A 20702-nucleotide genomic window follows, 5' to 3' on the forward strand; every position below is an offset into this window, starting at 1 on the left:
TACATGTAAAGGAGTTGTTCATTTGAGCAACTTCTTTTGGTTTTATGAAATAAATACTAATTGCTATAATGGGCCCCATCCGTTAAAATAGAAGTAATAATAGAACGAAATGAGGTACATTAATGGATATCAGATTGTTACAAAATATGATGCAGGCACAAGCCATGTCGAATTTCTCATCCGGGTCAACTAATTCTTCTAGTTCATCCATGTTTGAAGAAATGTTCCAAATGATGATGAGTGAGTTGACATCCACAATAGACGATACTCCTTCAATTCGTGAAAACATTCAAACGAATACACTAACGAACAACAATCTATATAATACAATTTCTCCAATCCAGCAAAATATATCAGGCGACGTAACCTCTATTATTGAACAAGCTGCATCAACATATAATGTTGATAAGAGTCTAATTCAATCCGTTATCCAAGCTGAATCAAATTATAACAAAAATGCTGTCAGTAGTGCAGGTGCACAAGGGTATATGCAACTTATGCCTGCTACTGCGAAAGGTTTGGGTGTTACAGATTCTTTTGACGCGCAGCAAAATATCTTTGGGGGTACCAAGTACTTGAGTCAGATGCTTGATCGCTATGATGGTGATACTACTTTAGCATTAGCTGCTTATAACGCAGGATCTGGTAACGTTGATAAATATGATGGTATACCACCTTTTAAAGAAACACAGAATTATGTTAAAAAAGTAATGAGTAGCTATTTAGCATAAACAATAAAAAAAGTGGCGGAGATTTTCTAATAATCTTCGCCACTTTTTTCATACAATTAACCAAATGTTATTTCTTTAACCTTAGCAGTATCTAAACCTTTAATTACTTCCACAATTAATTTCACTGCATTATCGAAATCATCTTGATGAATAATTGCAGCATGTGTATGAATATAACGAGAAGCAATGCCAATAGAAAGAGCAGGTACGCCATTTGCTGTTAAGTGAATTGAACCAGAATCAGTACCTCCAGCAGCTAGTGTTGCATACTGATACGGGATGTTCTTCTCATCGGCTGTTCCAACAACAAAGTCCCGCACACCTTTATGCGAAATCATGGAAGCATCATATAATACGATCTGAGGTCCTTCTCCTATCTTACTATCTGCTTCTTTAGGTGAGATTCCAGGGGTGTCACCTGCAATACCTACATCAACAGCAAAACCAATATCAGGTTTTATCGTACTTGTCGCTGTTTTTGCACCACGTAATCCCACTTCTTCTTGCACTGTTCCAACACCATAGACAACGTTTGGATGTTCTTCTCCTTGTAAATGTTTTAAGACTTCAATAGCAATCGCACAACCAATTCGATTATCCCAAGCTTTTGCTAGAAGTAACTTTTCGTTTTTCATTTGTGTGAATTCAAAATATGGTACAGCTGAATCACCAGGACGTACACCAAATGACTCTGCCTCTTCTTTACTAGTGGCGCCAATATCAATAAACATATCTTTTATTTCTACTGGGTTTTTACGGGCTTCTGCAGGCATGATGTGTGGTGGTTTAGAACCAATAATACCAGTTATATCACCTTGTGAAGTTACAATTGTTACGCGTTGCGCTAGCATAACTTGCCCCCACCAACCACCAATTGTTTGGAAATAAACAAAACCATTGTCATCAATTCTAGTCACCATGAAACCTACTTCATCTAAGTGGCCTGCTATCATAATTTTCGGTCCTTTTTCTTGACCTACTTTTTTAGCGATCAAACTCCCTAAATTGTCGGTATAAACTTCGGTAGCAAATGGTGAGATATACTTTTTCATAACCTCTCTCGCTTCTCTTTCATTACCCGAGATTCCTTTAGCATCTGTTAATTCTTTAAGCATTGTTAATTTTTCATTTAATTTTGCCATTATGTACTTCCTCCCTTTTTCATACCATCTATTATAGACTTCTCCATCTTTCACTTCAAAGATTACTACTTAATAATTGGCGTCTTGTCTTGTGAAATTAACTTTATTTTTTTCGAAATAGGCTTGTTGAATATCTTGCTCTTGAAAATCAAGCACTTCTCCTAAACGTAAAAAAGTAGCAAATAATGCTTTGTAATGTAGCATTGTTGGATCTTTCTTTAACTGATTAATCTTCTCATAAACTAGATTAAACAGTACTGTTGCATCACCTTTTATCGGTTCAACTTCAAACGTTTCTTTCGTGTAACCTAAGTCAATTCCGATGGATAATATAAAATGAATACCATCAACATATTCTTCCAAAATAACGGACCTCTCACTTGGCGCTTTAGTACTCCAAAATTTAAAACAGCGGGTCTCATTAGCTAATTCTCCGACTTCAACCAACAACGCTAATACTTTCTTATCAAACAAATCATTTGCATTTATCTGATGATTTGTTTGAATATAAGTATCAAGTTGTTCTTGCATAGTAAATAATTTTTGCCAATCCATAAAAAATCTCTCCTATGTATAACCTATATTTGAACAACATTTAGTATAACATGAAAAAAGTGAAACCTAATAGCAGGATCATTCGTAGATATACTTAGACCTGTTTTAACAAGGAGTCGGTGAAGATGATTGTAGTTTTTTTATTTCGTTTCTTAATAGTCGTCGCTCTTGTCTTTTTATTCTACACTCTATATCAATATATTAATAATCCAAAACGAAAGCTAGAAGTTGCAAGGAATAAGAAGACATTCTATTTTCTTGATGAATCCTCTAATATTAAAAAAAATTTTTTAATAACATATAAAGGGATTTTATTTGAAGGGGAAAAATATCTTGGTACAACAGAAAACTCCTTTGATGTGATTAATATTAGTGTATCTACATGCAACCCGGATGAGTTAAAAGGATTAGAACGGAATGATTTGTATTTTCTTGAAGAAGAGATCTTAATTCACTATCCATACGCATCTATAGAATGGAAGCATCCTATTGATAATTTATTACTTATAAAAAAATGAAACGAGTGTAACTTACACTCGTTTCATTTTTATATACCGGCATTTGATGACTTTACGTTAAAAAAGTCTTGCCAACCTATACGTATCTCTTTTCTTCTTAAAATGTATAAAAACGGTAGAATACAAAGTATTATACTACCTGCAACTAACGGGGAAAAGTTTGTAATTGATCTTCCTATAGAAGTATAAACAACGGCAAGTGGTACATTCGATACAAAAGACGTTCGCATATAATCCTTTAAGTGTGAGGATATTTCTAAAATACATAATGATAGTAGATGAAAGTGAATGAACGGAATAAGACGTAATATTGCAATTTGTCCTGTTGTGAAATTCGGATGGTCTCCTATTAATTTATGTTTCATCCGAATAAATCGATCTAGTGTAGCTGGCATACGTTTGGTCATCTTATAAAAAACAAAGCTAGATAGTGTGATCCCTATCACTGAGTAAATGATGCCTGGAATAACACCAAATAATATCCCACCTGTTATGCATAAAAAAACGACTGGTAGAAACAACAGTGGCCGTAATAAATGCAAAGTAATAAACAATAGTGGAGCAAAAACCCCTCCAGTTTGTACAACTGTCATAACGTAAACACTGATGTATTCCATAGTCAGCCCCCTCTAGATGTGTCTACACTATTAACTATATGACAATAGACGAGCTATTATGACAGTTTTATTTATTAAAATAAATAAAACTTATAACGCTTATATGTAGAATAATAACCATGGGCATGCCAATCGTAAACGTTTTATGCTTTGTTTTATGATGAAAAAGTTTCATACCTATGATACTACCAAATGCTCCACCTAGTACTGCACTAATCCACAATGTATTTTCAGGGATACGCCATTTTCCTCTTTTTGCCCTACGCTTATCTAAACCCATTAATATAAAAGCAATTAAATTAATCAAACAAATATAAATGATAATATACTCCATTATTTCCCCTCTTCCTATTTTTATCTATCTAATACTTTAAATGAAAGACTGTTTTCCACTAAACTATAACACAACCCTATACGCAGACACCTATTGTCACCGAAGTTATCAAGTTATCATCAACTGCGACATAACAGGATTCCCAGAGCCGCTTATCAAGTGAAATTGACTCCCTTTCCGCAGGCACGGCTTCAGCTAACTCGGAAACTAAGAACGTTTCCGAGTGGATCTTCAGCCCGTGGGATTGCGATTACTCATCCCATCGAAAACATGTGCTGTTCCTGCAGGAGTGTCGCCAATTTCACTTGATAAACTAGTTAGGTAGTAATTAACAACAATATGCACTGTGAAAAATCATGCTATCTAGCGAAGGAAGCAAATGGTTGAGACTACTCGAAAATAAAAACCGATTTTCTTGCGATGTGAACCCCTAGAAGCATTCCTTGTCCTATGGGAACAACACATGTTTTCGATGAGATGATTTGTTTTAAAACAAAAAGATTGCTAAACGTATCTAATAAAAAGAAGAACTACTTTCTCACGATGAGAAAACAGTTCTTCTTGTAGTAAAATTATTTTAAAGCAGATTTTGCTTGATCAGCGATTTGTGTGAAAGCTTTTTCATCACTAACTGCTAATTCAGCAAGCATTTTACGGTTTACTTCGATACCTGCTAATTTTAAACCGTGCATTAAACGACTATATGAAAGGTCATTTAAACGTGCAGCAGCATTGATACGTGTAATCCATAATTTACGGAAGTCACGCTTCTTGTTTCTGCGGTCACGATAAGCGTACTGACCTGATTTCCATACTTGTTGTTTTGCTACTTTAAATAGCGCATGTTTCGAACCATAATATCCTTTTGCAAGTTTTAGTATGCGTTTGCGACGCTTGCGTGTAACTGTTCCACCTTTAACACGTGCCATTGTAATTCCCTCCTAGATATATCAACGAATTCCATTTTTTTATTTGTATGGTACCATTTGTTTGATGCGTTTGTAATCGCCGGCAGAAACAACCGAGCTTTTACGTAATTTACGTTTTTGTTTTTGTGACTTGTTAGCAAACAAGTGACTTGTATATGCGTGTGAACGTTTTAATTTTCCAGAACCTGTTCTTTTGAAACGTTTTTGTGAGCCTTTATGTGTTTTCATTTTTGGCATGATTAGTTCCTCCTTCATAACATTTAAGCTAATTCTTATTTTTCGTTAACTGGTGCAAGCGTTAAGAACATGCTGCGACCTTCCATTTTTGGTCTTTGCTCAATTGTGGAAAGATCTTTACACTCTTCAGCCATGCGTACTAAAACTTTCTGTCCTAATTCTTTATGGGTGATCGCACGTCCGCGGAAACGAATCGAAACTTTAACCTTGTCACCTTTATCAAGAAACTTTCTAGCATTGCGAAGCTTCGTATTAAAATCATGTTCTTCAATTCCAGGACTTAGACGTACTTCCTTAAGATTAATGATTTTCTGTTTCTTACGGGCTTCTTTTTCTTTTTTCTGTTGTTCAAAACGAAATTTACCAAAGTCCATTATTCTACACACCGGCGGTTTTGCTGTCGGTGCAACAAGAACAAGGTCTAATTCTCTTGTTTGAGCAATTTCCAATGCTTCTTGACGAGATTTAACTCCAAGTTGATCCCCATTAGAATCAATGAGTCGCACTTCACGTGCTCTAATTTTCTCATTGACATTCATATCTTTGCTAATAATCAGCCACCTCCGTGAATTTTTAAAAGCGTCATGATCTATGATCGATTACTGTTATTTAAAAAGTAATCTTGACCTTTACCAACAGCCATTTTGACAAGCTAGTTAATTATATGCATAAAAAAAGTGTCGGTACACACTGCACCCACACACATCTTCTGTTTAATAATCAGAATGGTAACCTGGAAACTGCATACATATTACATGCGTCAATCAGGCGAGAAGCGGGTGCCTCTACTTGTCTTTAAGATCATATTCAATTTCACTTATAAAATCATAACATGCTATTATAATACTGTCAATTCTTTTATTATCACTAAGTGCTCTTTATAAGACAAAAGACAGATGCCAAAATGACATCTGTCTTAAATGTAACCCTATTTTACTTATTATGCAATACTTTATTTTCAATCTCTAATTTTATCACTTTGATAAAATCTTCTAAACCTATTGTTTCTGAATCTTGCTCACCGTATCGCCTCACATTGACTGCGTTATCTGTCATTTCCTTGTCACCAACAACTAGTGCGAAAGGAATCTTTTGCGTTTGTGCTTCACGTATCTTATAACCAATTTTTTCATCACGTTCATCTACTTCCACACGAATACCAGCAAAACGTAATGTCTCTTCTACTTTCTTAGCATAGTCAGCGTGCACGGAAGCAGACACTGGTACAATTCTTGCTTGTATAGGTGAAAGCCACGTTGGAAAAGCACCTTTATATTCTTCAATTAAAAATGCTACGAAACGTTCCATTGTCGATACGACACCACGGTGAATAACAACAGGACGATGTTCCTTACCATCTTCGCCAATATAAGTTAAGTCAAAACGCTCTGGAAGATGGAAGTCCAATTGAACAGTTGACAATGTCTCATCTTTACCTAAAGCTGTTTTTACTTGTACATCTAATTTCGGACCATAAAATGCCGCTTCGCCTTCTGCCTCAACAAATTCTAAATTCATGTCTTCCATTGTTTCCTTTAAAAGTGATTGAGCCTTATTCCACATTTCATCATTATCAATATATTTTTCTTTATCTTCCGGGTCACGATAAGATAAGCGGAAATAGTAGTCATCGATACCGAAGTCTTTATAAACATTTTGTACCAACTCAACTACACGAATAAATTCTTCTTTTAGCTGATCAGGACGTGCAAAAATGTGTGCATCATTTAACGTCATAGCACGAACACGTTGTAAACCAGCTAATGCTCCAGACATCTCGTGACGATGCATCATTCCTAATTCTGCAATACGAACTGGCAAATTACGATAGCTATATAGTTGATTTTTATATACCATCATATGGTGCGGACAGTTCATCGGACGTAACATTAAATCTTCGTTATCCATTTCAAGTATTGGGAAGTTGTCATCTTTATAATGCTCCCAGTGACCACTAGTTTTATATAATTCAACATTACCAAGGATAGGTGTATATACATGGTCATAGCCAAGACGTTCCTCTAGATCAACAATATAGCGTTCTATTGTACGGCGGATCGTTGCACCTTTAGGTAGCCATAGAGGTAAACCTTGTCCTACTTTTTGAGAAACTGTAAATAAATCTAATTCTTTTCCTAACTTACGATGATCACGTTCTTTTGCTTCTTCACGAAAACGTAAATAATCGTCTAAATCTGTTTTTTTAGCAAATGCTGTTCCGTAAATACGTTGCAACATCTTATTGTTGCTATCACCACGCCAATAAGCACCTGAAATGCTCAATAACTGAAAGACTTTAATTTTACTAGTTGAAGGAACGTGAACACCACGACATAAGTCAAAAAATTCACCTTGTTCGTAGATTGTTACTGTCTCATCTTCTGGAATAGCATCCAGCAATTCTAACTTTAAGTTATCACCAATTGCTTCAAAACGTTTTTTTGCTTCATCACGTGAGACTTCAACACGAACGAATTCTACATTTTCATCAATAATTCGTTGCATTTCCTTTTCAATTTTCGGTAAATCTTCTGGTGTAAGAGACTGTTCCATATCGATGTCATAATAAAAACCATCTTCAATAGTCGGTCCAACGCCCAATTTAACGTCCTCTCCATATAACCTCTTAATTGCTTGTGCCATTACATGTGCACTTGAATGACGCATAATTTCTATACCTTCATCCTGTTTATTCGTAATAATTGCGATTTCACCATCTTTTGGCAGTGGTGTACGTAAATCATAGAATATGCCATCTAAAGTAACAGCTAATGCTTGTTTTCGTAAACCTGGTGATATTGATTGTGCAATATCTTCTCCTGTTGTACCTTGAGGAAACTCCTTGTTCGCTCCATCAGGAAAAGTAATAACTAATTGATCTGACATGTAACTCACTCCTTATATAAAATAAACAAAATGGAAGCAGAGCGCGTAATTAAAAAATCACATATAAAAAACGCTTGTCCCTCTGCCTATATAGCAAAGGGACAAGCGTTAGCTCGTGGTTCCACCCTAATTTCCGAATCTAAACACGCTCGATTCAGCTTCATTGCTCTGTAACGTAGAGAATACGCTGTTTTCTAATCGCTATTGTAGCTTTCAAATCCAGAGTTCAAAGGTGGTAATTATTGTAGACTGAACAGGAAGCTCACAGCTAATACTTCCCTCTCTATAGAACGCCTTACAAAATCAAGTCCTCATCAACACTTTTATGCTTCTTAATATGACTTGTATTATAAAGCTATCCGTAGAAAAAATCAAGCGTGTATCTAAAATTTAAACAATTGCGAACGGAAATTGATTTAATGGTTTAAAAGTAACCTGTTCTTCAAATATATTTATTAATGAGACAGTTTTACCCTCTGATGGATCATCACCATAAATAAAAATAGACTTCGGCTTTAGAGCTAATATAGGTGTTAAGTTTAATTCATTTTCATCTAAACCAACGATATACATTGGTTCCTGCTTAATTTTTATTTTTAATTCTTTGGTAGTGTATAAGTGTCCATCTTCTCTGTAAAACAAAAAATCATTTTTTCCTTGTACCATATAGATATTTTCACATTTAAACGAACTGTTTGCTACATATTCACGAATAGCATTTACAAAGTCTTGGTATTCTTCTTCTTGCTTCCATTCATCAATTGCTCTTCCAACAAGTTCTAATAAAATAGTATCAGCTGCAAGTTGATTAGCTTCTACACAAGCCTCATAGTCTAATACACCGTCTATTGTGTACTCACTAAACCATTCACTAATTGTCGTTTTTATTTCATTTGAAGCTGTGAAAAAAGTGAGCTCATCCCCTAAAATCATATCCATTGTAATTTTTAAGATATGGTTAATTTCTTCCTCATTCTGATAGTAATAATTATAACGAATTATTTCTGAAATCTGCGTTTTTTTGGTATGTGTCATCCATAGTTCCATTAATAAGAGTGCAATTGCATTATCATGCTTTTGAAAAGAAAACTGCTTCTTTATCTCAAAATAATACCCTCCTTTTTGTTTCAAACTCCAATCAAATTCATAATAACCTAGCTTCTCACTAAACAGTTTTGCATCTTGCGCTTTTTCCATGTACACATTTAACATGTCCATCATCCTCATCACAATCAAACTGTTACATTATATGGGACAAGTGAAGAAAACATGCTTTTTTTACCATATAAAAATATAATTCAGCTTTATTCCACCGATTTGTTTTCTGTAACTTTATGAAGTACTATTTTTTGGGCTATTGCTCACTAATTACTACATTCATATCCCACTTCCTAACAAATTAGATTTTATAAAAAAGATCGAGAAGGATAATAATCCAACTCGATCTTTTTTATCTATTTATCCAGAAGCAGGTTATTCTCCTCTACGATTCTCAGAGAAGATCGCAACTTCCTTACTTACTTGCTTAATTCGTTCTATGATTCTGCCTGCCTTAAGTTCCTCGATATCTCCCTTAGTTGATGTTGCTAAATGCTTTTCTAATTGAGCTAAACTAAAATTCGAACTAAAAAATACTGGTAACCGTTCCATCATACGATATTGTAGTATCGATCCTAAAATTTCATCACGAAACCAAGAGGAAATTGATTCAGCACCAATATCATCTATCATAAGTACTGGTACCTTTTTAAACTTTTCAACTTTCTCATTTAATGAATCATCTTTGAATGACGACTTGATTTCGCGAACAAATTCTGGCATATAAATTAACATGGAAGCAATATTTTTTTCAGCTAATTCATTTGCAATGGCACCTAAAAAGTATGTTTTGCCTACTCCAAATGGACCATAAAAGTACAATCCTTTTTCAGGTAATTCACTACCGATTTTGCTAATATACGTCACAACTTCTCTAATTGCTTTATGTCGCTTTTCATCTTGATCATCTAATTTTGAAATTGATGCTTGAAGGATATCTTTTGGCATATATAAGCTTTTAATTAATGACGATTTTCTTCTTTGTTCTTCTTGCTGTATGGTGTATTTACATTTTTCATAAAATAAACGGATTTCTTTACCCTCAATTTCAATCCTAGGTTTATATCCTGGCAATACATTATTCTTACAACCATTTGTTGGGCAATTAGCACAATCTTTATTTTGAGAATGATATTCATATAGTTTCATTAATTGTCTTTCAATATCTTTATCAGATAAAAGCGGATGATTTTCTAACAGCTGTTTGATTTCAGTATCTTGTAAAACCTCTTGCTTCATTTCCTTATAAAAGCTTTGAAAAGACTGATTTTCTCTCATCCATTTTTTTAATGAAGTTTGAATTGGTTCCATGTGCACCACCCTTAAGAATGATTTGATTTTTGTTCTTTATATTTTCGTAACAGTTCACTAACATCTTCGTTTTGCTCTCTATTAGTTACCGTTTTTTCTTTTTCTTTAGCAGCTTGTGTTTGCTTTTGTTCCTTAAACCAATCGGGAACAACCTCTTTTTTCCCAGTTGGTTTATAATAAGATTTTTTATTATTTCCCCATTCTTGGTACTTGTTATGTTCCGATTTTGCTAGTGTAATAGCTTGTCTAACTGTTTTTACGTTTTTTCTAGCCCAATGGCTAGCTATTTTTTCTACATATGATTTTGTTAACTTCATATCTGTTTTAAGTAATACATAATGAATGAGTACGTTCATGACACCAGGTGTAATGCCATGTAATGACATAATATCAGCAACTATTTTTAAATCTTGTTGAGAAGCATGATTTCCACTAGATAAGTCTTCTAATAACTGTTTTGGTGTTCTTTCTTCTAACATTTGCATAAATTGATCTTGTTTACTTTTTGGCTCGTCTGTATTTTTTGTATAAGTTGTTTTCTGATTAACTAAATTTTTTGCTTGTTTTGGTTGAGCTTGCATACTTTCTGATAAATCCATACAAGCAGTTTTAAATTCTTTATGATTCAAGCTATTCTCATCTGTAATAGCCCACAACAATGCTTTTTCAATCTCTAAATTAGTTAAATGATATAATACGCTCATTTGCTCTATTAATTTTATATTCGTTGCAGTTAGAATTTGATTAGTAGGCAACATGCGCTGCTTCAATAATTGTGCCAACCAATCCATATCTATTGTTTGATTGCCAATCATTGGGCCGTCATTTTCTTCGTCTATAGATGAACCATCTGATACTTCCAATTTTGTGTTTGTTTCCTTACTACTAAAAACATCAGTAAAGTGGGCAGTGACATTAACGCCTTTATTATTTGTTGTCACTTTATTCTCTTTAAATATATCATATAACTGATCATATTTATCGGTTCCAAGTTGATGGTACAACAACTGTGACAGCATACCATTCTCGAAAAATAAACCTGGTGAACAAGGTGTCAATAATTTATATGTGAATTTAGTCTGGTTTTCATCATCATATTTAAAAGTTTGTAATATACCGATTGCCTCTAATTTTTGTCTTGCTTCATAAATTTGAGGAAGAGGGATATTTAAATACTGCATCAACATATGATGTGTCTGAACGTCATCAGGATTAGATGAACTAAGATATTGACTAGACAATGTTAAGTAGAGTGAAACGGCATGAATGCCAACTAACGGTTGATATAATTGCATTAAAGCCAGAAGGTGTGCTTGCGTAAGTTGTTGTTGTTCGGATGTTATCACATACCCATGACCTGGCAGTAACTTCCCAATGTGTTGTTGCATTATTTCTCCCCCCTGTCCTTCTATTTAAAGAAAAAAAGAGCCTCTTGGCTCATCTATAATCTTGATTTATTTATCATCTGAATTTTTTATTAAATCCTTTAATTCATCTAGGAACACACTAATATCTTTAAATTGACGATAAACAGATGCAAATCGCACATAGGCAACCTCATCAATTGATGAGAGCTGATCCATAATTAATTCGCCAACTTCTTGACTTTGCACTTCTGCAGTACCACGACTCCGTAATTCGTCCTCCACTTCCATTGTTAACTGTTCCAATTGTTGAAGTGCAACGGGTCGCTTCTCACAAGCTTTAATCAAGCCACGCAGTAATTTTTCCCTACTGAATTCTTCTCTAATTCCCTCTTTTTTAACAACAATTAAAGGAACTTCTTCAATACGCTCAAAAGTTGTAAAACGGAAGTCACATTCTTCACATTCACGTCTTCTTCTAATCGCACGTCCTTCTTCAATTGGCCTTGAATCCAATACTCTTGTGTTTTTATATTGACAATTCGGGCACCGCATCTGTTATCATTCCTATCATTTATTCCCTCTATCTTTGTATGCAAGTTTAATCAACAAGCGTCATTTCCTTTTTTAGGTCATCATAAAGTTTCGGGACTAACTTATGGCTATATCCTAAATCAAAAGGGAAAACTGACTCTGTTGTAACTGAAAAATCAATCGCTGTTCGAAATGGTTTCACCATGATAATGGTTGCTGTAATAAAGACTTTTTTGCCACCTTTAAGGTTACAGCTAATTTCACCATGTTCATCCGATATTGCAATTATTTCGCAACCCTTCTTACTCTTAAAATATTCTTCTACTATCTTAAAAGCTCTATCTTTTGTAGTTTTGAAATAGCGTGTTTGTAATTGTTTGTCCCAATGTTTGTCTTTCGTTTCCGAGTGATTGTTAAAGAATTTATCAATTGATTCTTTAATAGCCATATACCGCACCTCAATATCTTTAGTTACATATTATATACTTCTAAGATTATTCTAACATGTTTCCTATAAGAAAACGATATCAAAGCGTTTAATTTTTTGGATAATTAGATAAAAAACCCCTTTTACTGTTTATTCCAGCAAAGGGGCTGCAAATCAAATTATTTAAAGCGCATTATATTTAGGTACTTGAATTGGACCCATACCACGTGGCAATTCAACTTTTTCACAATTACCAGATTCCAAGGCTTCTGAAATATAATCACATGCTACATTTGGATCAATAATATCACCGCATGTAAATACATCAATACTTGCATAACCATGTTCTGGAAAACTGTGAATCGTTAAGTGTGATTCAGAAATAATTACTACACCACTTACACCATGTGGAGCAAACTTATGAAAAGCAACTTCTCTTATTTCTGCACCTGCTTTTAAAGCTGCGTCAACAAAGATCTTCTCAATTTGTCCCATATCATTTAAAGTATCTATATTACAATCCCACATTTCAGCAATAACATGTCTACCCATTGTATCCATTCGATAATTCCCCCTTATTTATTAATCAATACCTTTTAAATAAACTTGGATGAGCTGCCACGGGGGAAAGTTAGTCCAAAGAGATCCTAACCCTTTAAGCATTCATTAATGCACCTATTTAAAAGCTTTGCTGTTAGTATAACATATTTAGGATGTGTTATTTCTCATAAGCACACGCAAACGAATTATATCTGTTTTTTAAAAGTTTGGCAAGATTTTTTTACAAAAATAAATTTGTAGACATATTATATTTTTCCCTAAAACTACAAAATAAAACCTATCTTCTCAAATTGAGTAGACAGGTTTATATGTTTATACTTGATTTATATACTGTTCGAATTGCTCTTTTGTATCTTCTATTGACCCATTATTATTAATAATAACATCTGCATTTTCAGCCTTTTGTTTTAACGGAATTTGTGCGTTTATTCTACTCTTAGCATCACGTTCTGATAAACCATTGCGTTTCATTAATCTAGTTAATTGTATGGACTCATTAACGAAAACAAGCCAAACTTGATCAACAAGAGAGGTCAACTTATTTTCAAATAATAACGGTATATCTAAAACGATTATTTTCTCATTCGTATTTATATAAGTATTTTTTTGTTTAAATATTTCATCTTTAACATAGGGATGAACAATTGCATTTAATTTCTCACGTGCAATTTTATCTTGAAAAACAATATGACCAAGTTTTTTCCGATCAATGGCACGATCAATCTGTAAAATATTATCACCAAACGCTTCACCTATTTTAAAATAGGCTTCTTTTCCAGGCTCAACAACTTCTTTCGCAATGACATCTGCATCAATTATTGGTATCTGTTTTTCCCGAAATAAATTAGCTACTGTACTTTTACCTGAAGCTATTCCTCCAGTTAATCCGATTATTTTAGTCATCGCTATTTTTCACCCTTGTCTCTTGTTTTACCTGTACCAAATCTTTTTCTACAGTTTATATTGGTTTCATCCTATCATTTTGACAATACCTATGATAATTAATATTATACCCGGTAAAAAACTAAAACGATGCAACCCTTTCCATCCTGATAGAATAACACCACTTTTTAAGCCTAGTGATAAGAACAAACTGGTGGCTACACCGATTCCTACCGCAGAAAGAATAACCGGCAAACCAATTAGTGCTGCACCAATTCCTGCGCCTAGTGAATCAAGCGATAATGCTAAGCCAAGTATAAATACTTCAATACCCGCTATATTACCTGATTCATCCATATCTGCCATCATTGGTTTTTTGAGTATTTGAATAACAATGCCGAGTGATTTTATTTCAAACTTAATCTCATAAGGACCCGTTTTTTCGTGAGATTCCTCTGAACGGAAAAATGAAATTAGTACCCATAGTCCAATAATTACGAGTAAGCCACCACCAATCATCTCAGCGCTTTTTTCAGATAGAAAAGATCCAAGCCAATCTCCAAGTGCCATGGCAGATAGAAAGACTATCCCAGAAATTATACCAATCAAGATGACAGACTGAAATGCTAATTTCATCTGACGCAATCCGTACGTAAAGGCTACCATAAAACTATCTAAACTAACTGCACAAGCCAATAATAATAGGGTTGATAACTCTTTCATACAACTCAAGCCCCTTCATCATACAATTTCATGTTAAAACACATGAGTAGTATATGGAGGGCATAAAACAGTTGTGCAAAAAATCGGTTCAATCGCCTATTCTTTTATAGGTTGGCATCTAGTACAAAGATGTGTACCTCTACCAGCAACTTTTATTTTAACAATTGGTTCTCCACAACGTTTACAAGGTGTATTCTCTTGTCCATAAGCAAACAACTGTTGCTGAAACATTCCAATTTGGCCTTGGCTATTCACATAAGATCGAATGGTTGTCCCACCTTGTGCAACAGCTTCTGTTAGGGTTTCTTTCGCATGTTTTAACAAACGTTTCACTTCAGGTTCACTAAGTTCAGATCCCTTGGTTAATGGATGGATTTGTGCCTTATACAACGTTTCATCCACATAAATATTTCCTAAACCAGCTATGACTTGTTGATCCAACAGAATATTTTTTATTACCCGTTGGCTTCTATGAATTTTTTCGTATAACGCGCTGAGTTTATATCCTTCTTCAAACGGGTCAGGACCAATTTGATTTAACGGTTTTACTAAGAACTCTTCTCCTTTAGGATACAAATGCATTGTTCCAAACTTTCGAACATCTTTATAGCGTAATTCTTTCCCGCTTTCAAAATGAAAAATAACATGTGTATGCTTATCCACAGGAATATCATGTTCAAAAACACCATATTTACCTTCCATGCGTAAATGAGAAACAAGCGTATAGTTTGTTAACTCAAACAATAAAAATTTACCTTTTCTGTGAATATCTAAAATTATTTCACCCTCAACTAATTGACTGAAAATTAGATGGTCATCTGGTTCTTTAATAATTTTCGCCCAGTTGACAGTCACAGCTTCAATTTTTTGATTAACGACTAGCTCTATTAACGTTTTTCTAATTGTTTCTACTTCTGGTAATTCTGGCATCTGTTTCTACCTCACTTATTTTGCATCAAACCAAGTTTCGCCATACGCATAATCAACCTTTAATGGCACAGCTAATGACACAGTATTTTCCATAACTCTTGGGACAAGTTCTTTCAATAGCTCAATTTCTGTTTTTGGTGCTTCTATAATCAATTCATCATGCACTTGTAATAACATACGTGCTTTCAAATTATTTTCTTTAAGTGCGTGTTCTAGATCAATCATTGCTTTTTTTATAATATCTGCTGCACTACCTTGAATAGGTGTATTCATTGCTGTTCTCTCAGCAAAACTACGGAGATTAAAATTGCGATTTGTGATATCTGGTAAATAACGCCTGCGTTGCATAAGCGTCGTCACATACCCTTTTTGTTTCGCTTCTTTAACAATCTCCTCCATATATGTTTTAACACCTGGATAGCTATCAAAATAGCGTTCGATGAATGCCTTAGCTTCTTTACGTGTAATGCCAAGATTTTGTGATAAACCATAGTCACTAATTCCGTATACAATACCAAAATTCACTGCTTTTGCTTGACGTCGCATATTACCATCTACGTCCTCGGCATCTACATGGAATACATCCATTGCTGTTCTAGTATGAATATCCATGTCTTCTTGGAATGCTTGTACTAATAATTCATCCTTTGCGATATCCGCTAGGACACGCAATTCAATCTGAGAATAATCCGCTGCGAAAATTACCCAATCTTTTTCAGAAGGAATAAATGCTTTTCTTATCTTCTTTCCTTCCTCTAGTCGAATTGGAATGTTCTGCATATTAGGTTCTGTCGAGCTTAATCGACCCGTTTGAGTAAGTGCTTGGTTAAAGCGCGTGTGAATCTTTCCAGTATCAGGATGAACCACTTTTAAGAGCCCTTCGATATAAGTTGATTGTAATTTTCTTAGCTGCCGATAAAGCAATAGCTTAGGTATAATCGGATGCTTTTGTTTTAACTGTTCCAATATATCCGCTGAAGTAGAATAACCTGTTTTCGTTTTTTTAATAATAGGTAATTCTAACTTTTCAAATAAAATTGGCCCCAGTTGTTTAGGGGAGTTTAAGTTGAAATCTTCACCTGCAAGCTCATGGACTTCCTCTTCTATTTTATCTAAACGTATTTTCAACTCTTTTTGCATCACATTTAGTTGATCTTGATCTATTTTAACTCCAGTAGCTTCCATTTTGCCTAGGATAACCGCCAAAGGTAATTCTAAATTATATAATAACTCTATCTGTTGATTTGCTTCTAATTCTTCTTCCACCTGTGATTTTAGAGCAAATAACATCATTGTTTTACGTCCGATATGATCCGCTAATTGATCTTGACTTGGAACTTGTAGTTTCGCACCTTTACCATAGACTTCTTCATCAGAAAGCACTTGTTTTTGCCCCATTCGATGACTGATTGCAGGAATGGTATGATGATTCTCTGAAGGATCTATTAAATAAGACGCTAACAATAAATCAAAGGTAATTCCACTAACAACAATTCCATGGTTTAGTAAAGAGACTGTTACTTTCTTTGCATCAAACACCCATTTTTCTTTCTCAGGATCTTCCGCCCATTGTTTAAATGCATCTGATTTCACAGCAATCTCAGTTGGTATAAAATACTTCTTATCTTTATTAACAATTCCAAATCCTTCAATAGGAGCAAGGTGATAATTATCTGTTAAAATCTCTACCTCTAACGCCTCTACTCCAATAAATAGTGATGCTGAAACATTATCTAATATTTCAATATCAACAGCTTCAAGCGCTTCTTTCTCTTCTACAATGACTTCACCAGTAACTTTAGTTAATAATGAATTAAATCCCAAGTCTTTAAACACAGCACTCAACTGATTCACATCATATCCAGAATAAAGCGTATCTTTTAATTCTACTTCAATTGGTGATTCGCAATTGATTGTCACTAATTGTTTACTCATAAACGCATCATCTTGATGGTTTTCTAACTTTTCCTTCAGCTTTTTAGCAGTAACTGATTCTACATTCTCAAAAACTTTCTCTAAAGTATGAAACTGATTAAGTAATTTTACTGCAGTTTTTTGACCAATACCTGGGATACCTGGGATATTATCTGAGCTATCACCCATTAGAGCTTTCATATCGATAATTTGCTCTGGGTTCACTTTCATTTTCTCTTTCATAAATTCTGGTGTGTATGTATCAATATCACTTAACCCTTTTTTTGTTAATTGCACTTGTACCCGATCTGTAACAAGTTGTAACATATCCTTGTCACCAGAAATAACTCGAACATCAAAGGATTCCTTTTCCGCAACTCTAGCTAGTGTTCCAATGATATCATCTGCTTCATAATTAGGTAACTCATAATGCTTAATGGAAGATGCATCGAGTAATTCTTTTATTAAAGGAAATTGTTCTGATAATTCTGGTGGTGTCTTCTGTCTTCCACCTTTATATTCTTGATACGTTTCATGACGAAATGTTGTTTTCCCTGCATCAAATGCTACAAGCATATGTGTTGGTTTTTCAGTTTCAATAATTTTCATCAGCATTGTAGTAAAACCATATACTGCATTTGTATAAACACCTTTATCATTATTCAGTAAAGGCAGAGCAAAAAAAGCACGATACAGAATGCTATTACCATCTATTAATACTAATTTATTAGTCATTTTTAACATAGACCCCTTTCCTAACGTTCACCAAATTCTTTTTACTAATGTCATTTATATTCTACCATGTTTAATTGAAAATAGAAAAAAATCACTGTTTGATAGGGATTAACCTTTATGAATATACATGGTAATGTATATTCAAAAAAAAAAGCTTTTTAAGCTTTTTTCAATCTTTTAATATAAATTTTTTATTAATTGGAACAAGCACAGAGAATGTTGAACCTACTCCTACTTTGCTATCTAAACTGATCGTACCATTATGAGCTTCTACAATATGTTTAACAATTGCAAGACCTAAACCAGTACCTCCAGTATTTCTGCTTCTAGCTTTATCTACTCGATAGAACCTCTCAAATACACGATTCATTTTATCCTCTGGTATACCGATTCCCGTATCAGTAACAGTAATATGCAAATTAGCATCTATTACTTTCACTTTTAAAATTACTTTCCCACCAACTGGCGTATAACTAATCGCATTATTAAGTAAATTGATGCACACTTGTTTTAAACGATCAAAATCTCCATCTATTATTACATTTTGTTCTAAGTTAGTTTCAAACGTAATTTCTTTTCTAGTTGCCTCCTGTTGTACCATAGGTGCTATTTCCTCAATTAATTCCGATATATTCACTTTTTCATACAGAATATGCATTTCGTCTTTTTCCAACTTTGACAATTCTAATAAATCATTAACTAATGCTTGAATTCTTTCACTTTCTTTATAAATAATCTCCAAAAACTTATTTCTAATTTCCTCATCATCCATATTTTCATCCAATAGAGTTTCTGCAAAACCTTTGATTGAAGTAATAGGCGTTTTTAATTCATGAGATACATTCGCAACAAAGTCTTTACGCATTTGTTCCAGACGCTTTAATTCTGTAATATCATGAAATACTAGGACAGCACCTTTCAATTCATTGATTTCATTGAAAATTGGAGCGCCAACAATTTCAATATAAAGTTTTTCCACTTCCATTGAAATCGTAAATGCATTTTTTACTTTCTGTTCATACAAAAAAGCTTCCTGTACCGCTTTATAAATTCGTTCTTCTTCTAATACATCATAGTACAAATAACCGATATAATCTTTCGTTTTTTTACCGAAAATCTTCAGGAACTTACGATTAACCAAATGAACATATCCACGTTCATCAATTAATATAACACCACTTTCCATATTATCTATCACAGTTCTTAGTTGACTGCCTTGTATTTTTTCCTGTATCGTCATTTCTTGTAAGTTTCTAGCAAGTAAGTTAATTGCATTGCTTAATCTACCTGCATCTCCATAATGATTTTCATAAGTTCTTGTTTTATAATTACCTTTTACTAATTCCTCAGCTACAGTTGCAGCAGAACGAACTGGTTTAATATATCGATCAAATAATTGATAAATAATAACTAAAAAAATAATGAAGCTTCCTAGTAATGTTAAGATAACAATGATCTGTTCATTTCCAGAGACAAGTGGTAACATGATAAAACCAATACTACTCAACACTACTGTGACGACAGCTATGTAGGTGAAAAACAAACGAAAATTGGTCTGAATCATTAATAAGGTTCCTCCATTTTATAACCAAGTCCTCTAATAGTCTTTATATATACAGGATGTTTTGTGTCAGGCTCAATTTTATCACGTAGGTGACTGACATGGACATCTACAATACGCGTATCACCGACAAAATCATAATTCCATACCGCACTCAACAGTTGATCACGTGATAATACTTTTCCTTTATTCTTTGCCAAATATAATAATAGTTCAAACTCTTTTCTAGTGAATGAAAGAGTTTCTTCACGAATAACAGCTTCGTATTGTTCAGGATAAATTGATAGTTCTGAAACTCTTATTACTGGTGGTTCCAATTCGGTTTGTTGTTTATTTGATCTTCTTAAAATAGCTTTTATTCTAGCTACAACCTCTTTTGGACTAAAAGGTTTTGTCAAATAATCATCTGCCCCTAATTCCAATCCTAATACTTTATCAAACTCGTCATCTTTTGCAGTTAACATTAAGATGGGTGTCTCGACTTTTCTTTGTCGTAATAACTTACAAATTTCTGTACCTTCTAATTCGGGCAACATTAAATCTAATACGATCAGATCAAACATTCCGGTTGTTGCCTTCTCTAAACCCTCAGTACCAGTATAAGCAACTTCCGTTTTAAAACCTGATCTTTCAATATTATATTGTAGTAATGTTACGATCGATTCTTCATCATCAACAATTAGTATTCTTTGGTTCATTGTAAAAACCCCCAT

General features: G+C 33.9%; 22 protein-coding genes and 1 other annotated feature. Of the genes, 2 read left to right on the forward strand and 20 right to left on the reverse strand.

What is annotated here, in order from left to right; all coding sequences use genetic code 11:
- Window positions 1-122: 122 nt before the first annotated feature.
- Window positions 123-731, forward strand: a complete 609-nt coding sequence (locus DM447_RS12710) for a lytic transglycosylase domain-containing protein (RefSeq protein WP_112181572.1) — start codon at window positions 123-125, stop codon at window positions 729-731.
- Window positions 732-787: 56 nt separating this feature from the next.
- Here the strand turns inward: DM447_RS12710 and DM447_RS12715 are convergent, their stop codons facing one another.
- Together DM447_RS12715 and DM447_RS12720 are read right to left on the reverse strand one after the other, a co-directional pair.
- On the reverse strand, window positions 788-1873 hold the full coding sequence (locus DM447_RS12715) for a M42 family metallopeptidase (RefSeq protein WP_112181573.1): 1086 nt from the start codon (window positions 1871-1873) through the stop codon (window positions 788-790).
- Between the two features lie 69 nt (window positions 1874-1942).
- A complete protein-coding gene (locus DM447_RS12720; RefSeq protein WP_112181574.1) occupies window positions 1943-2428 on the reverse strand; it encodes a dUTP diphosphatase in 486 nt (161 codons plus the stop codon).
- Between the two features lie 128 nt (window positions 2429-2556).
- Here DM447_RS12720 and DM447_RS12725 point away from each other — a divergent pair, with 128 nt between their 5' ends.
- Window positions 2557-2946 carry a sigma-w pathway protein ysdB gene (locus tag DM447_RS12725; RefSeq protein WP_112182744.1) on the forward strand — a complete coding sequence of 130 codons (390 nt, stop codon included), beginning with the start codon at window positions 2557-2559 and terminating at the stop codon, window positions 2944-2946.
- Between the two features lie 29 nt (window positions 2947-2975).
- On the opposite strand, the gene DM447_RS12730 is transcribed toward DM447_RS12725, so the two are convergent.
- From DM447_RS12730 to DM447_RS12815, 18 genes are all read right to left on the reverse strand, one after another.
- Window positions 2976-3563, reverse strand: a complete 588-nt coding sequence (locus DM447_RS12730) for a TVP38/TMEM64 family protein (protein ID WP_112181575.1) — start codon at window positions 3561-3563, stop codon at window positions 2976-2978.
- Window positions 3564-3630: 67 nt separating this feature from the next.
- Window positions 3631-3897: a DUF1294 domain-containing protein gene (locus tag DM447_RS12735; RefSeq protein ID WP_112181576.1), complete on the reverse strand. Its 267-nt coding sequence runs from the start codon at window positions 3895-3897 to the stop codon at window positions 3631-3633.
- A 572-nt stretch (window positions 3898-4469) separates the two neighbouring features.
- Window positions 4470-4826: a 50S ribosomal protein L20 gene (rplT, locus tag DM447_RS12740; protein ID WP_112181577.1), complete on the reverse strand. Its 357-nt coding sequence runs from the start codon at window positions 4824-4826 to the stop codon at window positions 4470-4472.
- A 39-nt stretch (window positions 4827-4865) separates the two neighbouring features.
- Window positions 4866-5063, reverse strand: a complete 198-nt coding sequence (gene rpmI, locus DM447_RS12745) for a 50S ribosomal protein L35 (protein ID WP_112181578.1) — start codon at window positions 5061-5063, stop codon at window positions 4866-4868.
- A gap of 35 nt (window positions 5064-5098) precedes the next feature.
- Window positions 5099-5602, reverse strand: coding sequence for a translation initiation factor IF-3 (gene infC / locus DM447_RS12750; protein ID WP_112181579.1), 504 nt, complete (start codon window positions 5600-5602; stop codon window positions 5099-5101).
- 126 nt (window positions 5603-5728) lie between these two features.
- Window positions 5729-5860: a sequence feature (ribosomal protein L20 leader region), on the reverse strand.
- Window positions 5861-5996: 136 nt separating this feature from the next.
- On the reverse strand, window positions 5997-7949 hold the full coding sequence (gene thrS, locus DM447_RS12755) for a threonine--tRNA ligase (RefSeq protein WP_112181580.1): 1953 nt from the start codon (window positions 7947-7949) through the stop codon (window positions 5997-5999).
- Between the two features lie 390 nt (window positions 7950-8339).
- Window positions 8340-9161, reverse strand: a complete 822-nt coding sequence (ytxC, locus tag DM447_RS12760) for a sporulation protein YtxC (protein WP_157967360.1) — start codon at window positions 9159-9161, stop codon at window positions 8340-8342.
- A 261-nt stretch (window positions 9162-9422) separates the two neighbouring features.
- Window positions 9423-10358: a primosomal protein DnaI gene (dnaI, locus tag DM447_RS12765; protein ID WP_112181582.1), complete on the reverse strand. Its 936-nt coding sequence runs from the start codon at window positions 10356-10358 to the stop codon at window positions 9423-9425.
- 11 nt (window positions 10359-10369) lie between these two features.
- Window positions 10370-11746: a replication initiation and membrane attachment family protein gene (locus DM447_RS12770; RefSeq protein WP_112181583.1), complete on the reverse strand. Its 1377-nt coding sequence runs from the start codon at window positions 11744-11746 to the stop codon at window positions 10370-10372.
- A gap of 66 nt (window positions 11747-11812) precedes the next feature.
- Window positions 11813-12277 carry a transcriptional regulator NrdR gene (gene nrdR / locus DM447_RS12775; protein WP_112181584.1) on the reverse strand — a complete coding sequence of 155 codons (465 nt, stop codon included), beginning with the start codon at window positions 12275-12277 and terminating at the stop codon, window positions 11813-11815.
- Between the two features lie 46 nt (window positions 12278-12323).
- Complete coding sequence (locus DM447_RS12780) at window positions 12324-12704, reverse strand: cytosolic protein (protein WP_112181585.1); 381 nt, start codon at window positions 12702-12704, stop codon at window positions 12324-12326.
- Between the two features lie 162 nt (window positions 12705-12866).
- Window positions 12867-13244, reverse strand: coding sequence for an adenosylmethionine decarboxylase (gene speD, locus DM447_RS12785; RefSeq protein ID WP_112181586.1), 378 nt, complete (start codon window positions 13242-13244; stop codon window positions 12867-12869).
- A gap of 312 nt (window positions 13245-13556) precedes the next feature.
- Complete coding sequence (coaE, locus tag DM447_RS12790) at window positions 13557-14147, reverse strand: dephospho-CoA kinase (protein WP_112181587.1); 591 nt, start codon at window positions 14145-14147, stop codon at window positions 13557-13559.
- A 66-nt stretch (window positions 14148-14213) separates the two neighbouring features.
- On the reverse strand, window positions 14214-14849 hold the full coding sequence (gene ytaF / locus DM447_RS12795) for a sporulation membrane protein YtaF (RefSeq protein WP_112181588.1): 636 nt from the start codon (window positions 14847-14849) through the stop codon (window positions 14214-14216).
- Window positions 14850-14945: 96 nt separating this feature from the next.
- Window positions 14946-15779, reverse strand: a complete 834-nt coding sequence (gene mutM, locus DM447_RS12800; RefSeq protein ID WP_112181589.1) for a DNA-formamidopyrimidine glycosylase — start codon at window positions 15777-15779, stop codon at window positions 14946-14948.
- Between the two features lie 15 nt (window positions 15780-15794).
- A complete protein-coding gene (polA, locus tag DM447_RS12805; protein WP_112181590.1) occupies window positions 15795-18428 on the reverse strand; it encodes a DNA polymerase I in 2634 nt (877 codons plus the stop codon).
- A 169-nt stretch (window positions 18429-18597) separates the two neighbouring features.
- Entirely contained in the window at window positions 18598-19992 is a 1395-nt protein-coding gene (gene pnpS / locus DM447_RS12810) for a two-component system histidine kinase PnpS (protein WP_112181591.1), read from the reverse strand.
- Window positions 19992-20687 (reverse strand): response regulator transcription factor, encoded by a 696-nt coding sequence (locus DM447_RS12815; protein WP_112181592.1) that lies wholly within the window; start codon window positions 20685-20687, stop codon window positions 19992-19994. The genes pnpS and DM447_RS12815 overlap by 1 nt, the downstream gene beginning before the upstream one ends.
- Window positions 20688-20702: the final 15 nt, after the last annotated feature.

The sequence above is a fragment of the Paraliobacillus zengyii genome, from assembly GCF_003268595.1.
GTDB lineage: Bacteria > Bacillota > Bacilli > Bacillales > Amphibacillaceae > Paraliobacillus_A > Paraliobacillus_A zengyii.

Coding starts and splice junctions, on each gene's coding strand:
- thrS (WP_112181580.1), bottom strand. CDS start 7,949: ATGTCAGATCAATTAGTTATTACTTTTCCTGATGGAGCGAACAAGGAG.
- nrdR (WP_112181584.1), bottom strand. CDS start 12,277: ATGCGGTGCCCGAATTGTCAATATAAAAACACAAGAGTATTGGATTCA.
- DM447_RS12710 (WP_112181572.1), top strand. CDS start 123: ATGGATATCAGATTGTTACAAAATATGATGCAGGCACAAGCCATGTCG.
- DM447_RS12770 (WP_112181583.1), bottom strand. CDS start 11,746: ATGCAACAACACATTGGGAAGTTACTGCCAGGTCATGGGTATGTGATA.
- ytaF (WP_112181588.1), bottom strand. CDS start 14,849: ATGAAAGAGTTATCAACCCTATTATTATTGGCTTGTGCAGTTAGTTTA.
- rplT (WP_112181577.1), bottom strand. CDS start 4,826: ATGGCACGTGTTAAAGGTGGAACAGTTACACGCAAGCGTCGCAAACGC.
- ytxC (WP_157967360.1), bottom strand. CDS start 9,161: ATGTTAAATGTGTACATGGAAAAAGCGCAAGATGCAAAACTGTTTAGT.
- DM447_RS12715 (WP_112181573.1), bottom strand. CDS start 1,873: ATGGCAAAATTAAATGAAAAATTAACAATGCTTAAAGAATTAACAGAT.
- DM447_RS12780 (WP_112181585.1), bottom strand. CDS start 12,704: ATGGCTATTAAAGAATCAATTGATAAATTCTTTAACAATCACTCGGAA.
- dnaI (WP_112181582.1), bottom strand. CDS start 10,358: ATGGAACCAATTCAAACTTCATTAAAAAAATGGATGAGAGAAAATCAG.
- DM447_RS12730 (WP_112181575.1), bottom strand. CDS start 3,563: ATGGAATACATCAGTGTTTACGTTATGACAGTTGTACAAACTGGAGGG.
- rpmI (WP_112181578.1), bottom strand. CDS start 5,063: ATGCCAAAAATGAAAACACATAAAGGCTCACAAAAACGTTTCAAAAGA.
- pnpS (WP_112181591.1), bottom strand. CDS start 19,992: ATGATTCAGACCAATTTTCGTTTGTTTTTCACCTACATAGCTGTCGTC.
- DM447_RS12735 (WP_112181576.1), bottom strand. CDS start 3,897: ATGGAGTATATTATCATTTATATTTGTTTGATTAATTTAATTGCTTTT.
- DM447_RS12720 (WP_112181574.1), bottom strand. CDS start 2,428: ATGGATTGGCAAAAATTATTTACTATGCAAGAACAACTTGATACTTAT.
- polA (WP_112181590.1), bottom strand. CDS start 18,428: ATGACTAATAAATTAGTATTAATAGATGGTAATAGCATTCTGTATCGT.
- mutM (WP_112181589.1), bottom strand. CDS start 15,779: ATGCCAGAATTACCAGAAGTAGAAACAATTAGAAAAACGTTAATAGAG.
- speD (WP_112181586.1), bottom strand. CDS start 13,244: ATGGATACAATGGGTAGACATGTTATTGCTGAAATGTGGGATTGTAAT.
- infC (WP_112181579.1), bottom strand. CDS start 5,602: ATGAATGTCAATGAGAAAATTAGAGCACGTGAAGTGCGACTCATTGAT.
- coaE (WP_112181587.1), bottom strand. CDS start 14,147: ATGACTAAAATAATCGGATTAACTGGAGGAATAGCTTCAGGTAAAAGT.
- DM447_RS12815 (WP_112181592.1), bottom strand. CDS start 20,687: ATGAACCAAAGAATACTAATTGTTGATGATGAAGAATCGATCGTAACA.